The sequence below is a fragment of the Vibrio cincinnatiensis genome (genome assembly GCF_022113815.1).
Classification (GTDB): domain Bacteria; phylum Pseudomonadota; class Gammaproteobacteria; order Enterobacterales; family Vibrionaceae; genus Vibrio; species Vibrio cincinnatiensis_A.
Genome location: NZ_SGOM01000001.1, coordinates 551,357 through 565,981, shown reverse-complemented (window position 1 = coordinate 565,981; position 14,625 = coordinate 551,357). Strand labels below are relative to the sequence as shown.

Below are 14,625 nucleotides of genomic sequence, written 5' to 3'. Positions count from 1 at the left end.
GGGATTAGGGTATCTTGTCGAGGGAGATCTTTTCATTCATCTAGAGGGGCATATGCTAAGCGATTCAACCTATACAGATAAGCCAAAAATTATTTTTGCCAGTGTCGCCCTGGTTATTGCCTTAGGTTCATTGGAGAAAAGTATTGTTACAACACCATTAGCTTTGATTGGTGAGGAACTCTCTGCGGGCAAATCACTCACTTGGGTGATTACCGCTTATTTATTAGCAGCGACGGCCGTATTACCAGTTTATGGAAAATTAAGTGATCTGTTTGGGCGCGTTCGTATGCTTAATACCAGCATTCTTATCTTTATGCTCGGCTCGGCCTTGTGTACGTTTGCGATTGATCTTCCGACCTTAATTGGCGCCCGAGTCATTCAAGGGATTGGTGGGGGAGGTCTAATTGCTTTAGCCTTTACCGTTATTGCTGATTCGATCCCTCCGCGAGAAGTTGGGAAGTATCAAGGTTATATCTCTGCGGTTTATGCTGTATCGAGCATCGCTGGGCCTTTATTGGGCGGGTATTTTGCTGAGCATTTAACATGGCGTTGGGTTTTTGGTATCAACTTACCTTTAGGGGGGGTTGCGTTGTTTATGGTTAACCGATACCTACGACATCTTAACCGACGTCGCCATAGTCGATTTGACTGGATGGGGGCGGGGTTGCTAATGATCGCTACCACCATGTTGTTATTACTGCTTTCTTCGCATTCATTTATGCCAAGTGGATGGGGCGCGTTTATTCTTCTGGCGACGATTTTGGGCCTGATTGTGGTCGAAAGACAGGCCAGCGACCCGATTCTTCCTGCGAGGCTAGCTCGCTTACCCAATTATTTAACCGCGATTATGCTCATTATGGGCTCGCAAATGTTGATGTTTGCGTTGTTAGTCTACTTGCCTCTACAATTGCAATGGCAGAAAGGATTATCGCCATCACAAAGTGGCAGCATCATGGTGATCTTCATGTTTTGTATTACATCGGGTGCCTATGTTGGAGGGAAACTCGTTTCAAAGCATGGGCGTTATAAACTGCAAGTGATGTTAGGTTTTATTTTAGCGATGCTTGGGTTATGGCAGATACATTATGACGTTTGGGTAAAATTTGCACTTGGTTTTTCAGGAATTGGCCTTGGGCTAACATTACCAGCGCTTAATGTTGTCGTGCAAAGTGTGCTGCCCGCCAGAGATCGCGGTATTGGCATGTCGTTGTATAATTTTGGCCGTGAATTGGGTGGGGCGTTAGGCGTGGCCTTTTGTTCGGCACTGTTTTACTTGCGTGTGCCACAAACAGTGATGGTCAGTGAGCAAGGCTCAAAGCAAGGTGATGCTGCCAGCTATCACTTGCTTGCTCAAGGGTTTAGCTTAGTGTATATCGGTATGAGTATTCTCGCTTTATGTGCCGTACTATTAACCTTGAGCCGTTTACGTAAAGACGCCTTGATGGTTGAGGGAAAGTAACGGTTTTATTTGGCTTAATATAGGGAAAGAAAGGTTCAATGAACCTTTCTTGTTACCAATTGCGCTTTGTTTTTTGATTAAAAGCTTCTTGTGTCAAGATCGCACGGCCTGCTTTTTATTTAGCCATTAATGGCAAATTTTGCTGAATTAATCAGCACTTCCTATCTCTTTACGCTATCTGAATCATATGATGGTGTTCTTTCATTGGCCAATCCGATAGAATTGCAACACAACGTCTTAATTAACACGACAAAAAATGTCTTCTATCGTGCTTTCTGCCGCTCAATTTGGTGATTTAGAACCCCTAAATCAATTGATGTTTGATCTACATGATGAACATCATCACTCTTGTCCAGAATATTTCAAAACGGCGCAAGAAATAGAGCAAGAAAAAAGTATTGCTCGCTATCTCGATGATCCTCAATGTTTGGTTTATATCGCTAAAGTTAATGAAACGATAGTTGGGTTTGTGACAGGACATTTTTGTGAATTGGTATCAACGGTCAGTAAACCGGTATTAATGGGCAGTATTGATGAACTTTATGTGCATCCTTTATTTCGTCAGCAAGGCGTGGCTCGGGAACTGCTTACTCATTTAGAACACACCTTTATAACCTACGGTGTGAAAGAAATTTTTGTCGAAGTATGGGAATTTAATCAGACGGCGCAGCAGCTTTATCAAGCATCGGGGTTTACTCATCATATTCATTGGTTACGTAAGTCAGTGACGAGTCAGTGAGTTTAATCTTGCCATTGCAAGAGTCATTTATACGAAGAAGAGTCCTGTTGATGAGCCAGAAAGAAAATAAGTGTTATCAGATTTATAAACCGTGGTCTTTACTGAGTCTCGGTTTCTTCCTTATTGGTATGATCTACACCTCTGGTGCCTTGGCATCGGAAACCCGACGCGGGGCATTATGCCTTATCCGGGCAAATGACAAAATGGTGGTAACCCATGAAACCATCACTCAAAAGCTCTCACTACCGGGGGGAACCATTGAAGTCGGTGAATCTCCAGAACAAGCGGCTCAGCGTGAAACTTGGGAAGAAACCGGGCTTGTTGTCACAGTGGGGGCAATATTGGGAGAAACACCAACAGCGACGGTTTTTGATTGTGTCAGCGATTCCGAGATCGTTAAGTTTCGTTATGTGAATGCATTAGGTGGAGAAGTGTTACCACTATGGTTTGCTCCCGATTATGGGGTGGAAGTGTCTGATGCCATGTTAATTCACCCTTCACGGATCATAACCAGTCAGTATCGTTACCCCGAACAATGGGCCTTAATTGAAGACTTTTTTACCAAAGCAACCCATCAATCAACCCGCACTGTTGATGAGTTGATTAAAGCGGCGCCTTCTTTTCATCAGCTTGAGTTAGGTTGGATGCGCCACGTGCAATATTGGTCAGCGACATGGCCTCACTCGCTCAAAAATCGTTTTGATTCAATATGGATTTTGATTGCTAATTTAGCCTCTCCACTACTTGGTATTGTGCTTTTTCCTTGGTTGTACTGGCAAAATGGAAAAGTATTTTGTTATAAAGCATTTTTTTCTGTTTCGGCTACCTCCTTGCTGTGTTTAGTCGCTCAACAAGGCTTTTCTTTACCCGGCCCGTATGCGTATGCGCCTGAGGTTCTGAAAATTCCGCACTATGGTTTTGGTTTTCCAAACTTATCGATTGCGGTCTGGACCAGCTTGGTTGCGCTTTGGTTATTAGAAAAAGACCAAGTACAAATCAACAGCAAGACTCTTCTTGGTCTCTTCTCCATTTTAGGGGTTGGTTTTGCTCAGTTTTATTTAGGTTGTGCATTTATTACCGATATGTTGGTGGGAGGGCTATTAGGGCTTTTGGTCACCTGGCATATCGTACGGTTTTATAGTCAGCCGGAGATTAATATTAACCAACTACTGTGCTCGTATAAGGTTTGGTTTACGATGACATTGTGTGCGGGTGTATTGGTTTATCTTTGGCCTCACCCCATATTTCTAGCATGGCTTTTGGTGCTTATTGCCGTTTCTGTTATGGTGGTGACGAGCCATAAAGAGCAAGTTGAAGTCAGTAATCCGTTTCTTGTTTTGATTGCGGTAAGCTTGTTATTAACCAGTTTATTGCTGTCTTATCTCTCTGACTTTGTCTCGTCAAATGGGCTCGCTTCATTACTCATGCAGGTGTTTTATTATCCTATCTTAATTATGCTTTTTGCGCTGTTGCTCAGAGTGGGTCAGCACCTAGCTCGAAAAGCCTAAGGTGCTGGCTGGCTAATGATTAGCGGGAAGGGTTGGGGAGATGTTCGCTAATTCTTCGAGGCAGAGAGGTTTTGAATAGTAGTAACCTTGTTGATATTTTACCCCTTTCGCTTTTAGGTATTCAGCTTGATAAGCTTGTTCTATTCCTTCTGCAACAATTTCCACTTCTAACTGTTTGGCAAGTTCAATAATGCTGTTCAAGACAGGCGCATTGATAGAGTCAACACCAATGGTATCTGTAAAGCATTTATCAATTTTCAAGCAGTCAAAGGTAATATGCTGTAAAACAGACAGGGCTGTGCGGCCAGTACCAAAATCATCAATTGCAATTCTAATTCCAGCATCACGCAATAATTTTAGGACCTGTTGTCCTTGTTCATCCAATAACTGACGCTCTGTAATTTCTACAATTAACTGAAACCCTTGGTTGGCAAGGTAGTTTGAGCTATCTATTAATCGGTTAATATGTTTTTGCGTGGATAAATAACTGGGTGGAACATTAATACCGATATGTAAGCGATGCGAGTCATTGATGGGTAGATGATCCATGTCGTGTTCAACTTGACGAAGGACATAATCCGTTAATTTATTAATTAAACCGTACTCTTCTGCGATAGGAATAAAACTATCTGGGTTAATAAAGCCCAATTTCGGGTTAACCCAACGAATCAACGCTTCATATCCGTGAACTTCTCCTGAATGGGTAAACACAATAGGCTGATACACTAAAAATAGCTCATGACGTTCCAACCCCTTTTTTAAATCATCAAGCAAGCTGGTTCTTCTATTTTGAAAGTAAATCAGGGTAAATATTAGCAGTGATAGAACAAAAGAAGCCGGAATCGCACTTAAAAGATGAAAGGTGATTTGTTCTGATGCGAACTTCTGACTGGCGACGATCTGCAAGGAAAAGCGTTGTTGAGGAGAATGAATTAACACACTGTGAGCGTGTGTTAAAAAGTGGCCATTGGGGGGGTAGTAATCGTCACCCACTTTAACAATCAGTTTTGCAATTCTGTTATCCACATGATAGCCCAAATAGGCTTGGATATATTTTTCATCGACCACGGAAACCGCGCCACGGTAGGGGTTATTTTTATCCGCATCAATCACGAGTAGTGTGCGTTGCCATGCATTGTTGGGTAAATCAAAAAAACGTTCTTTGGTGGTGACGATACCATCGGGATAGTAATGGCTAACATCAGATTGCATTTTTCCTCGTTTGGAGGAGCAGACAATTTTCTGATGTTCGATAATGAACATTTCACGCAATAAGCTTTCAAACAGCAATTCTTCTTGGATTTGCGAACAGTTTTTACTGCCATACAAAGCTTTTGCATTTTCGGTATGTAAATCGATGATCAATGCTTCTATACGGTTGGCATAAGCGCTAGCAATGTTGTGCAACTGACGTTGAATACTTTCTAAACTTGAGTAATAAGCGTAGATAAAGATGATAGGGAAGGGCAAAAGACATGTGATAAGAACTTTTATCAACCATCGTTTTTTATTATTTTGCAATTCCTTTTTCATCTTTTTGTTTCCTAGTCTTAAAATCGATACATTTTATGTATAGGTTGCGCAGTATAGAGGATGCGCTCACGGATAAAAAGCTTAAAAAATGAGTGGAATACCGTATTTCATGCCGAATTAGGAGGGGCGATGGCATCCGCTAATGGTCAGGATTTATTTAATATATGGCTTTAACGGCAGATTTCTTCTACTTATTCGAACACGATTCGTTGCATAACTATTTGTCCGGTTGCATAATTGCAGAAATTTTGTGGAGGCTGATCACACATTGATGGGCTGTGATGAATGAGAGCGTTACCGTGTTAGATGCGATAAAAACACTATACAGAAAGTTATTTGAGCTAGAACAGTGGCGCGTTGGAATGGTGGATCAAACCTTAGCTGAGGTCCTTCAATTTGGTATCCGTTCAGAGCGGGTGGCATGGTTTCCTTGCCATCGATACGATTTTATTGCGGATCCTTTTCTCTTCTCCCTCAAGGGGAAGCCTTATCTTGCTTGTGAAATTTTTAATTACTTCTCTGCCAAAGGAAAACTGAGGTGCTATGACCTTAATGGACAAGAATATCCTTTTTTTGATGAGGTGAATCGAGTCAAAGGCCATAAATCTTATCCATTAGTTTTTGAACATGATGGGGAAATCTACTTAATCCCAGAAACGAGTGATCTAAACGCGGTCTCTCTCTACCAGTTTGATGAGCAGAAGCAGAGGTTTATCTGGCAGCAGCATTTGATTGAAGGTAAGGATTTTGTTGATACTTCTATTATTCAAGAGGATGGTTATTGGTATTTATTCACCTCATCGGCGCAAGATCCATATACTCAACGTTTGTTCGTCTCAGAATCATTGACGGGCGTTTTTTCCGAGCATCCTCAGTCTCCCATTTGTTGTCACCGCTTAGGTGGCCGTAATGGTGGCGCCATTTTGCGGGACCATCATCAACTTTATCGGTTTGGACAAAATGGGGTTGGAGGATATGGAAAGAGTTTGTTAGTGATCAAAATTGAGCAGTTGACGCCCACGCAATATCAGGAGTCGGCCGTTCGGGAGCTAACCGGTGTGAGCCCTTATATTGACGGCCTACACACCTTTGCTTGCTCTGGTGAACACATCGTGATTGATGCGAAAAAGCATACCTATTTTTTGAGTAATCTTTTTAAGAAAATCGTGTTTAAGTGTTTGGAACGATTGAATATTGAACGTCGCTACCACTGATCTCTATGAAGGCGTCGTGGTAGCGTTATTCTCAATCGATGAATCGATTTGGCCAATCTGAAAAAATCGCATCCACCTGTTTGAAATGAGCAAATGCACTTGGCTCATTGACGGTATAGCACCAAATTTGATAACCATGCTCTCGCAAATAATCAATATGTTTTTGGGTTATCCAGCGATAGTTGAGATTGGCACTAAAAGCATTGATTTCATGCAGTATCTCCTTGTCTTTGTGAGAAAGACGCTCGCTCAGTACGCCGAGCCTGTATCCTGGGCAGTGTTGATGCAGTTCGCGGATAATGTCATGGCTAAAACTAGAGAGCAGCAGTTTTTCTTGAGATAAGGGGCTGCGATCCAGTTGTGCTTTAAGCTGGCTAGCGACTTGAGTCACGTCATGCTTATCTACTTTGACTTCAATATTGAGCCCTAGTTGGTGAACGGCCGACAGCTCCAGCAGCTCTTGCAGTGTCATAATGGATTCACCACTAAATTGAGGTTGGAACCAACCACCAAAATCAAACTGGCGTAGCTCGGCTAACGTGTAGGCATCAACCCGTCCTTTCCCATTACTACAGCGGTTAATGGTATGATCATGGCAGACAACCAAAATGTTATCTTTGGTCGGTTGAACATCAATTTCTACCCAAGACAACCCTAAATCAATGGCGGCTTGTACACTGACTCGAGTATTTTCGGGATAGCTTCCGGCCACACCTCGGTGGCCGATAATGATGGGAGACATAATGCGTCCTTAAGCTTTTTCAATGGTTGATGAAGCGACGACGACTTCGATTGAGTGATGAAGTGCTAATTGTGTAAGCTCGGGCGTCGCATAGTCTATAAATAGACGTTGTATTTCAGAGAGTTTACCACTAACTACAGGCGCATAACGTCCAAATTTACTTTTGTCTGCCACTAACCAGCATTGTTGGCTTTGCTCAATAATCGCTCGGGTTAAACACGCTTCTTCAGAAGTGAAATCCAGTAATTGACCTTTACTATTGAGCCCTCCCACCCCAAAAATACCAATTTTAAGATTAAACTGACGATAAAAATTAGTGGCTGACTCTCCAACTGTATCCTCATCTGAAGGGCGGACGGCTCCACCAGCCAAATGAATAGAAATATTGGGGTTTCGGCTTAATATTAAGGCCGCATTGAGGTTATTGGTGACTACCGTTAACCCAGGATGATCCAATAAGGCGTGAGCTACATGTTTTGGCGTGGTTCCTATTCCTAAAAAAAGGCTACATCCTTCAGGCAGTTCGCTCACCACTTTTTGAGCAATGCTTTGTTTGGCTGATAAATGAATAAGCTCACGATTGGTAAAAGATACATTATCATTGGCACTTGGGAGGGATATCCCTCCATGCACTCGGCGCACCATTCCTTTATCACTGAGATCATTCATATCTTTGCGAATGGTTTGCACAGAAACATCAAAATGTTTTGATAATAATGTGCTAGATAGAACGCCGTGTGCTTGCTGCAAGTATTCTAGAATCTGCTTTTGTCGGGTAGATAAGCTCACATTAATCCTTATGCAATGGCACGTTTTGTAAGAGAAATTGGACTCAAACGCTGACCTTGCTCATCAAAGAGGTGCAAGTGATCAGGGGCGATTGATAAGGTGAGGGGATCATGCAGGTTTAACGGCATTTCAGGGGTGACGGCAATAAAGTCAGACTGGGTATCTAACCCGATAATTTGCCCGTGCACTAATTGATTTGGCCCTAATGGCTCTATGACATGAATATTTAAAGCAAGGGCTAGCTTATCTTGAACATGAGTCAGTTCTGCATGTTCAGGGCGAATCCCCAAGGTTAATGTTTGTGCACTAAGCCCTTGGTATTGAGGAAGATAAAAGTGTTGGCCAGCAATGTGTAAGTGACCATTTTTGAGCTGAGCAGGAAGAAAGTTCATAGCAGGACTGCCGATAAAACTGGCAACAAAGGTACTGGCTGGTTGGTGATAAACCTCGGTCGGTGTACCGATTTGTTCAATTTCGCCTTGTTTGAGTACGACAATGCGATCGGCCAATGTCATGGCCTCCACTTGATCATGGGTGACATAAACACTGGTAACCCCTAATTTACGTTGCAGTTTCTTGATTTCTAGCCGCATATGAGCGCGCAGTGCGGCATCCAAATTAGATAGCGGTTCGTCAAATAAAAAGAGTTGAGGATCTCGAACAATTGCCCGTCCCATCGCTACTCGTTGCCGCTGTCCTCCGGAGAGTTTACTGGGTTTACGTGTTAAATACTCGTCGATCTTGAGTGTTCTTGCGACCTGCTGAATTTTTTCTTCGATGGTTTTTTTATCAACCCCTCGATTTTTTAATCCATAAGCGAGGTTATCATACACACTCATGTGCGGATAAAGTGCATAGTTTTGAAATACCATGGCAATGTCTCGTTTGGCGGGCTTTTCAGTATCCACTCGTCGGCCAGAGAGATAAATCTCCCCATCGGATATGGGTTCTAGTCCTGCAATCGAACGTAAAATAGACGATTTTCCACAGCCTGATGGGCCAACAAGTACAATGAACTCACCTTGTTGGATAGAAAGATCCACACCTTTCAGGGCTCGGTGGCCATTTTCGTAAGTTTTTACGAGTTGTTTGATTTCAAGCATCATGTTTTTTGGCTCCTGTGCGGGAGTATGTGGTACTAAATGGATTGCAGTATTATTTTTCACTTTCGATTAGTCCTTTGACAAACCAACGTTGGAAGATAACGACCACCAAAACAGGTGGAAACATGGCTAATATGACCATGGCAAAAGCGTAGTCATAACGCGGTAAATTGGTTTCATTGATATTATTAAGAATTTGCTTTATACCCATTACAATGGTGTTGTAGTGTTCATCGGTGGTCATCATGATTGGCCATAAATATTGATTCCATCCCACGACAAACATAATGATGAAAATGGCGGCCATCATGGTTTTGGATAAAGGAAGCAGTATGTCGATAAAAAAACGAATCGGACCTGCATTATCGAGTTGTGCGGCTTCCATTAATTCATCGGGAATGGTTTTAAAAAATTGCCGAAAAAAGAAAGTCGCGGTTGCTGATGCGATCAAAGGTAAAATTAATCCAGTGTAGCTGTTGAGCATTCCTAGGCTGGATACGACTTCATAAGAGGGGATGATCCTGACTTCTAAAGGCAAAAGTAAGGTCACAAAGATCAGCCAAAACCACGCACTGGCATAAGGAAGGCGAAAGTAGACTAGGGCAAAGGCTGCCATCATGGAAATAATAATTTTACCAATAGCAAAACCCAGCCCCATGATCATGGAGTTTGCAATCATCGTACTCGCGGTAACATTTCCAGCGAAACCTAAACTTTTATTCCATGCCTCTTCGTAAATGGCTGCGGTGTGATGACCTAACCCCCATTGCAGCCCTTCACTCATGATCGTGTTCGGGTGGTGAGTTGAGCTGGCGAAAATCAACCAGATCGGGATCAGCATAAATAGAGCACCAATGATCAATATTAAATGGTCAGAGAGTTTGTTGCTTTTCATGATCAAACCTTGTGTTTAGTAGTGGACACGTTTTTCAACAAATCGAAATTGAATGAAGGTTAGGATAAGAACCAGCGTTAACAACACCACAGACTGTGCAGAGCTGCCGCCTAAATCAGCACCGACAAAACCATCCCGATAAACCTTATACACTAGGGACGTGGTACTCCCGCCTGGGCCACCATTGGTCATGGTGTCGATAACACCGAAGGTTTCAAAAAAGGCGTAGGTGAGGTTAATCACCAGTAGGAAAAACCCCGTCGGTGCTAAGAGAGGGAAGGTGATGGTCCAAAAACGTTTTGTATCATTGATGCAGTCTAGCGTGGCGGCTTCTTTGACTGCGTAAGAGATAGATTGCAGCCCCGCCAGAAAATAGACGAAATTAACCGCGACTTGCTTCCAAACGGAGACTAAGATCAGCGCAACGGTGGCATCAACAGGATCGGTTTGTACACTGAATTGCCAACCAAGCTGAGCAAAAAGCTCGGTCAAAATACCGATGTGCGGATTAAACAAAAATCCGCCGATGATCCCTGCGACAGCAGGGGCTACAGCATAAACCCAAGTCAATGTCACCTTATATGAACCTTGACCATGAATAATATTATCGGCTTTGACGGCCAGTAATAGAGCGATAGCGAGAGAAAGAAAAGAAACCAAGATGGAGAACAGCACGGTAAAACCGAGTGATGATAAATATTCGTTGGATTGAAAAAGCATCTGATAGTTTTCAAACCAAACAAAAGTCGAGGACATCCCCCAAGGATCTTCTAACATAAAGGAGAGATAAATCGCTTTGACCGCTGGATAAACAAAGAAAATTGCAATGATAACGATCTGAGGTGCCAGCAAGAGATAAGGCAAAGGCGAGTGTAGAAATTGTTGTCGACGTTCCACAAGTTTTTCCATTAATAAGCTATCAAAAACACCCCCGCAGAGAGTCCCACGGGGGTGAATAAACATTACTGCATAGTGCGCGCAAAGCGGCTCAGCAGTGTTTCACTTTCGTCTTTTACTTTATCGAGGCTATCTTTGACAGAAGAGCGGCCCGCGAAAATATTGTCGAATTCACGGTGCATCACTTCTCGAATCTGTGGGTAATAGCCTAAGCGATACCCTTTGGTCCATTCCCCGGAAGGTAAACTGAGTTGTTTTACCCCCACCTCAGCATCGGGGTGATCACGGTAATAGCCTGACGCTTTTGTCATCTCATAAGCAGCATTGGTGACAGGAACATAGCCCGTGGTTTGGTGCCAATACATTTGAACTTCTGGACGAGTTAAGTAGGCAAAGAAAGCGGCGACGGCTTTATCTTCCGCTTTTGAATGGCCATTTAAAGCAAACAGGGCCGCGCCACCAATAAAGGTGTGTGTACCGCTTTGATTTAATGATTGCCAGTAGGGTAAGTAAGTGGTACCAAAATCGAAATCGACTCGGTTACGTAACCCCCCAAAAGAGCCGGATGACCCCATCCACATAGCGACTTCTTGACGTTCAAAGGGTGTTTGGTTTGCATCCCAATTGCTGCCGTAATATTTAAAATAACCTTTGTCTGACCATTCTTTCAGCTTCCCAACATGCATTAACATGTCTGGAGTATTCACCATAATGGTCGAAGAAAGTGCCTGATAGCCATTGTTCTGATCGGAGAGAGGGAGGTTATGACGAGATTTGAAGTTTTCGACCATGATCCACGGAGTGAGTGACTGTGAAAATGCCGCATATCCTTGTGATTTGAGCTTGATGGCCAGCGCTTCTAATTGTTCGTAGGTTTTTGGCACTTCACCCCCCACTTTCTTGAGAATCTCTTTGTTGTAATACAATACCGGGGTTGAACTGTTAAATGGCATGCCAACCATTTTACCGTTATTGTCCGCATAGAAGTTACGTACACCGGCCAGATAATCTTGGGAATGAAAGGCATAACCTGAATCAATCATAATATCTTGTACCGGTTTTGCGACACCCGGAGCATTCATGATGGTTGCTGCACCGGCATCAAACACTTGCAAAATATTCGGGGATCGTCCGGCACGAAAAGCGGCAATCCCTGCTGTCAGCGTTTCGGTGTATTCCCCTTTGTAAATGGGGGTTATCTGATAGTCATTTTGTGAGGCATTAAAATCAGCAGCCATCTTATTGACGGTTTCTCCTAACTGCCCACCCATTGCGTGCCACCAAGTAATATTGGTGGCGGCAACGCTGCTTCCTGAAAAAGCGACCGACAGTAGGCTCGCTAACCATAGCTTGTTCATTTTTGTTTCCCTTATTGAGTTTCGAACGAGGCTGTTCTTGTTTCGTTTGATGCTATGGTGACAACAAAATATGTCATATCCGTGGCTATTCAGTTTCATTGCGATGAAAGATTTATGGTGGAATAAAGACAGCATGGATGGTTGACTATTGCTACTGCATGTTAATTTTTTGTTATATATCCGTTCTGGCTAATGTTATTCTTCTTGCTATTGATAAGAACAGACCAGCGAGAGGGCGCGTGAAAATTCATCCCATAATTGGCCATATTCAGACGTTATATTTAGTTGAATATGCAGATAAATTGATGTTGTTAGATGGTGGATGTCGAGCAGACGTCACGACCGTGATCACCTTCATTGAACAGACATTGCAACGGTCAATCGGGGATTTAAAAGTGGTGGTAGTAACACATATGCATCCTGATCATGCGGGAGCTGCTCACCTGTTACGTAAAAGAACCCAGTGTAAAATTGTGACAGGCGCTCAAACCACTCATTGGTATCAAGGATGGCAAGGTGTGTTGATGTTTTGGAGTGATTTGGCACTAGCTCATTGGATGGCGAAGCGGCTTGGTAAATCAAAAGCACGATTATGGTATCCAAGAAAGTTGTATGCTGATCTTCAACTGGCTGATCAACAGAGGATCCCACTATTTGAGGAATGGCAAGTTTTAAATACACCCGGTCATACCGATCGAGATTTGTCCTTATATCATGCAGAACAAGGCATTCTTTATGTGGCCGACTTGATGGTTGAGGTAAAAAATCACCTCATTGCTCCTTTCCCCGTTTTTTACCCAAAGCTTTATCGGCGTTCTGTTGAGCGAGTTTACCAACTTAACCCTCAACAACTTTTGCTAGCGCATGGCGGAGAAGTCAATTTAGATTATGAGATTTACCAACACATACTCAAGACCGCCCCCCGAAGCCCCGTGACGCACTGGCGTGTTGTAAGCATAAAAATGAAAAAACTTGTTCGAGGGCTAGTCCAGCGTTTTATTCGGTTTTCGTTCTTTTTGTAAAATCATTAATAGATTGGATGTTATTTCACTGAGTCATTTGCCTACTTGATATCCAGCTGCTACTTTTTAAACACAGGCTTATATTCATAAATTCTCATATAACGACTATAAAGAGCAGGAATGTAGCCAAATATAATCATTAGAACCACGTCAGTTAGGCATAGGAAAATGATCAATGTTAGTGATTAGGCTTATCCCTCTGTTTATGCCTGTGCTCGTCTTGTCCGGCATAGGCATCGTTTACTCGGATATCTCACTGTCAATCAGTGTATTTCTCCTTGTGGCTTCAATACTTAGCCTCAGCTATGCCGCTTGGCATTACGAGGCGTATATCCAAACGGTCAAATGGCAAAAAAAGCAAATTGAACATCTTTCCTCACAACAAGAATCAGAGCTGGAATCTTTTCATTCTCTTGAGCCTCTTTTTATTGAGTCTTTACCCATTTGGTCGAGACATATTGATTCTGCAAATCATCATTTAACGGAGTCGGTGGCTGAACTGAGTGAGCAATTTACCCAGTTGGTTGAACGGCTTTCTCATACCTTGTCATTAACGGAAGGGGGGGAGCGAACACAAGATCAATCGATTCCACAAGAGATCAATCAATGTCGAACCATGCTCACTGATGCAGTAGAAGCGCTACGTTCAGGGCAAACACTACGCCAACAAGTACTCAGTGAGATGAGAAACTTGGTTCAGTACACCAGCGCACTGAAAAAGATGGCTTGTGATGTGGTCGGTATTGCCGAGAAAACGAACTTACTGGCACTGAATGCAGCGATTGAATCGGCACGAGCAGGAGAGGCTGGGAGAGGGTTTGCCGTCGTTGCGGATGAAGTGCGCAGCTTATCTCATCAATCTAGAGAAACCGCTAATCATATGACTGATCAGGTTAACTCCGTCAATTTAGCAATAGAAAAAGCCTGCGAAATGGTACACCAAGTTAATAAAGATGAAACCGAGCAGATGAACCATACCGAGCAATGTGTGGAGGAAGTGATGAGTCATTTTCAGCATATGCTGCATACCTTAGAGGCTCAAGCGCAAGGGTTAACCGAAGAGGCCCACCAGGTTAAAGAAACGGTGACTCACGTGATCATTCGCTTACAGTTTCAAGATAGAGTTAGCCAAATTCTCGATCAAATTAGCTTAAATTTACAAGAGCTTAGTGAGTCAATCGCTCTCGTTCAACAGGATCGTCATCATCCGGTGGTTGGGCAGTTATCGCCCGAAAAATGGCTAGAAAAGATGAAAGGTAATTACACCATGATAGAGCAACATCAAGTTCATCGTGGAGAATCGAAGTCGTCGAAGGTTAAACAGCCAGTACAGTCAGATATTACGTTTTTTTAAATGATTGAAGCG

General features: G+C 43.0%; 13 protein-coding genes. 6 read left to right on the top strand and 7 right to left on the bottom strand.

Features of this window, described 5'->3' with window-relative positions; translation table 11 throughout:
- Positions 1-52: 52 nt before the first annotated feature.
- The 3 genes from EXA13_RS02660 to EXA13_RS02650 all read left to right on the top strand — a co-directional run bounded on the left by EXA13_RS02660 (position 53) and on the right by EXA13_RS02650 (position 3,706).
- Positions 53-1,459, top strand: coding sequence for an MDR family MFS transporter (locus EXA13_RS02660; RefSeq protein ID WP_238131739.1), 1,407 nt, complete (start codon positions 53-55; stop codon positions 1,457-1,459).
- Positions 1,460-1,715: 256 nt separating this feature from the next.
- On the top strand, positions 1,716-2,198 hold the full coding sequence (locus tag EXA13_RS02655) for a GNAT family N-acetyltransferase (RefSeq protein WP_238131738.1): 483 nt from the start codon (positions 1,716-1,718) through the stop codon (positions 2,196-2,198).
- 50 nt (positions 2,199-2,248) lie between these two features.
- On the top strand, positions 2,249-3,706 hold the full coding sequence (locus EXA13_RS02650) for an NUDIX hydrolase (protein WP_238131737.1): 1,458 nt from the start codon (positions 2,249-2,251) through the stop codon (positions 3,704-3,706).
- A 12-nt stretch (positions 3,707-3,718) separates the two neighbouring features.
- Here EXA13_RS02650 and EXA13_RS02645 read toward each other — a convergent pair whose 3' ends face one another.
- Positions 3,719-5,239 carry an EAL domain-containing protein gene (locus tag EXA13_RS02645; protein WP_238131736.1) on the bottom strand — a complete coding sequence of 507 codons (1,521 nt, stop codon included), beginning with the start codon at positions 5,237-5,239 and terminating at the stop codon, positions 3,719-3,721.
- Positions 5,240-5,520: 281 nt separating this feature from the next.
- On the opposite strand from EXA13_RS02645, the gene EXA13_RS02640 reads away from it, so the two are divergent.
- The gene (locus EXA13_RS02640; protein WP_238131735.1) at positions 5,521-6,453 is read left to right on the top strand and encodes a glucosamine inositolphosphorylceramide transferase family protein; all 933 of its coding nucleotides are present in this window, start codon (positions 5,521-5,523) and stop codon (positions 6,451-6,453) included.
- 31 nt (positions 6,454-6,484) lie between these two features.
- Here EXA13_RS02640 and EXA13_RS02635 read toward each other — a convergent pair whose 3' ends face one another.
- The 6 genes from EXA13_RS02635 to EXA13_RS02610 form a co-directional block, all read right to left on the bottom strand.
- Positions 6,485-7,195 (bottom strand): glycerophosphoryl diester phosphodiesterase, encoded by a 711-nt coding sequence (locus EXA13_RS02635; protein WP_238131734.1) that lies wholly within the window; start codon positions 7,193-7,195, stop codon positions 6,485-6,487.
- A 9-nt stretch (positions 7,196-7,204) separates the two neighbouring features.
- The gene (locus EXA13_RS02630) at positions 7,205-7,984 is read right to left on the bottom strand and encodes a DeoR/GlpR family DNA-binding transcription regulator (RefSeq protein WP_238131733.1); all 780 of its coding nucleotides are present in this window, start codon (positions 7,982-7,984) and stop codon (positions 7,205-7,207) included.
- An 8-nt stretch (positions 7,985-7,992) separates the two neighbouring features.
- Complete coding sequence (ugpC, locus tag EXA13_RS02625; RefSeq protein ID WP_238131828.1) at positions 7,993-9,087, bottom strand: sn-glycerol-3-phosphate ABC transporter ATP-binding protein UgpC; 1,095 nt, start codon at positions 9,085-9,087, stop codon at positions 7,993-7,995.
- Between the two features lie 52 nt (positions 9,088-9,139).
- The gene (ugpE, locus tag EXA13_RS02620) at positions 9,140-9,982 is read right to left on the bottom strand and encodes a sn-glycerol-3-phosphate ABC transporter permease UgpE (protein WP_238131732.1); all 843 of its coding nucleotides are present in this window, start codon (positions 9,980-9,982) and stop codon (positions 9,140-9,142) included.
- A 15-nt stretch (positions 9,983-9,997) separates the two neighbouring features.
- Complete coding sequence (locus EXA13_RS02615) at positions 9,998-10,879, bottom strand: ABC transporter permease subunit (protein ID WP_238131731.1); 882 nt, start codon at positions 10,877-10,879, stop codon at positions 9,998-10,000.
- 65 nt (positions 10,880-10,944) lie between these two features.
- The gene (locus tag EXA13_RS02610) at positions 10,945-12,237 is read right to left on the bottom strand and encodes an extracellular solute-binding protein (protein WP_238131730.1); all 1,293 of its coding nucleotides are present in this window, start codon (positions 12,235-12,237) and stop codon (positions 10,945-10,947) included.
- Between the two features lie 239 nt (positions 12,238-12,476).
- On the opposite strand from EXA13_RS02610, the gene EXA13_RS02605 reads away from it, so the two are divergent.
- Complete coding sequence (locus EXA13_RS02605) at positions 12,477-13,259, top strand: MBL fold metallo-hydrolase (RefSeq protein ID WP_238131729.1); 783 nt, start codon at positions 12,477-12,479, stop codon at positions 13,257-13,259.
- A 175-nt stretch (positions 13,260-13,434) separates the two neighbouring features.
- Positions 13,435-14,613, top strand: a complete 1,179-nt coding sequence (locus tag EXA13_RS02600) for a methyl-accepting chemotaxis protein (protein ID WP_238131728.1) — start codon at positions 13,435-13,437, stop codon at positions 14,611-14,613.
- Positions 14,614-14,625: the final 12 nt, after the last annotated feature.

Bases quoted from the DNA above. Each gene is read 5' to 3' on its own strand.
- EXA13_RS02660 (WP_238131739.1), top strand. From the start codon at position 53: ATGCTAAGCGATTCAACCTATACAGATAAGCCAAAAATTATTTTTGCC.
- EXA13_RS02655 (WP_238131738.1), top strand. From the start codon at position 1,716: ATGTCTTCTATCGTGCTTTCTGCCGCTCAATTTGGTGATTTAGAACCC.
- EXA13_RS02650 (WP_238131737.1), top strand. From the start codon at position 2,249: ATGAGCCAGAAAGAAAATAAGTGTTATCAGATTTATAAACCGTGGTCT.
- EXA13_RS02645 (WP_238131736.1), bottom strand. From the start codon at position 5,239: ATGAAAAAGGAATTGCAAAATAATAAAAAACGATGGTTGATAAAAGTT.
- EXA13_RS02640 (WP_238131735.1), top strand. From the start codon at position 5,521: ATGAATGAGAGCGTTACCGTGTTAGATGCGATAAAAACACTATACAGA.
- EXA13_RS02635 (WP_238131734.1), bottom strand. From the start codon at position 7,195: ATGTCTCCCATCATTATCGGCCACCGAGGTGTGGCCGGAAGCTATCCC.
- ugpC (WP_238131828.1), bottom strand. From the start codon at position 9,087: ATGCTTGAAATCAAACAACTCGTAAAAACTTACGAAAATGGCCACCGA.
- ugpE (WP_238131732.1), bottom strand. From the start codon at position 9,982: ATGAAAAGCAACAAACTCTCTGACCATTTAATATTGATCATTGGTGCT.
- EXA13_RS02610 (WP_238131730.1), bottom strand. From the start codon at position 12,237: ATGAACAAGCTATGGTTAGCGAGCCTACTGTCGGTCGCTTTTTCAGGA.
- EXA13_RS02600 (WP_238131728.1), top strand. From the start codon at position 13,435: ATGTTAGTGATTAGGCTTATCCCTCTGTTTATGCCTGTGCTCGTCTTG.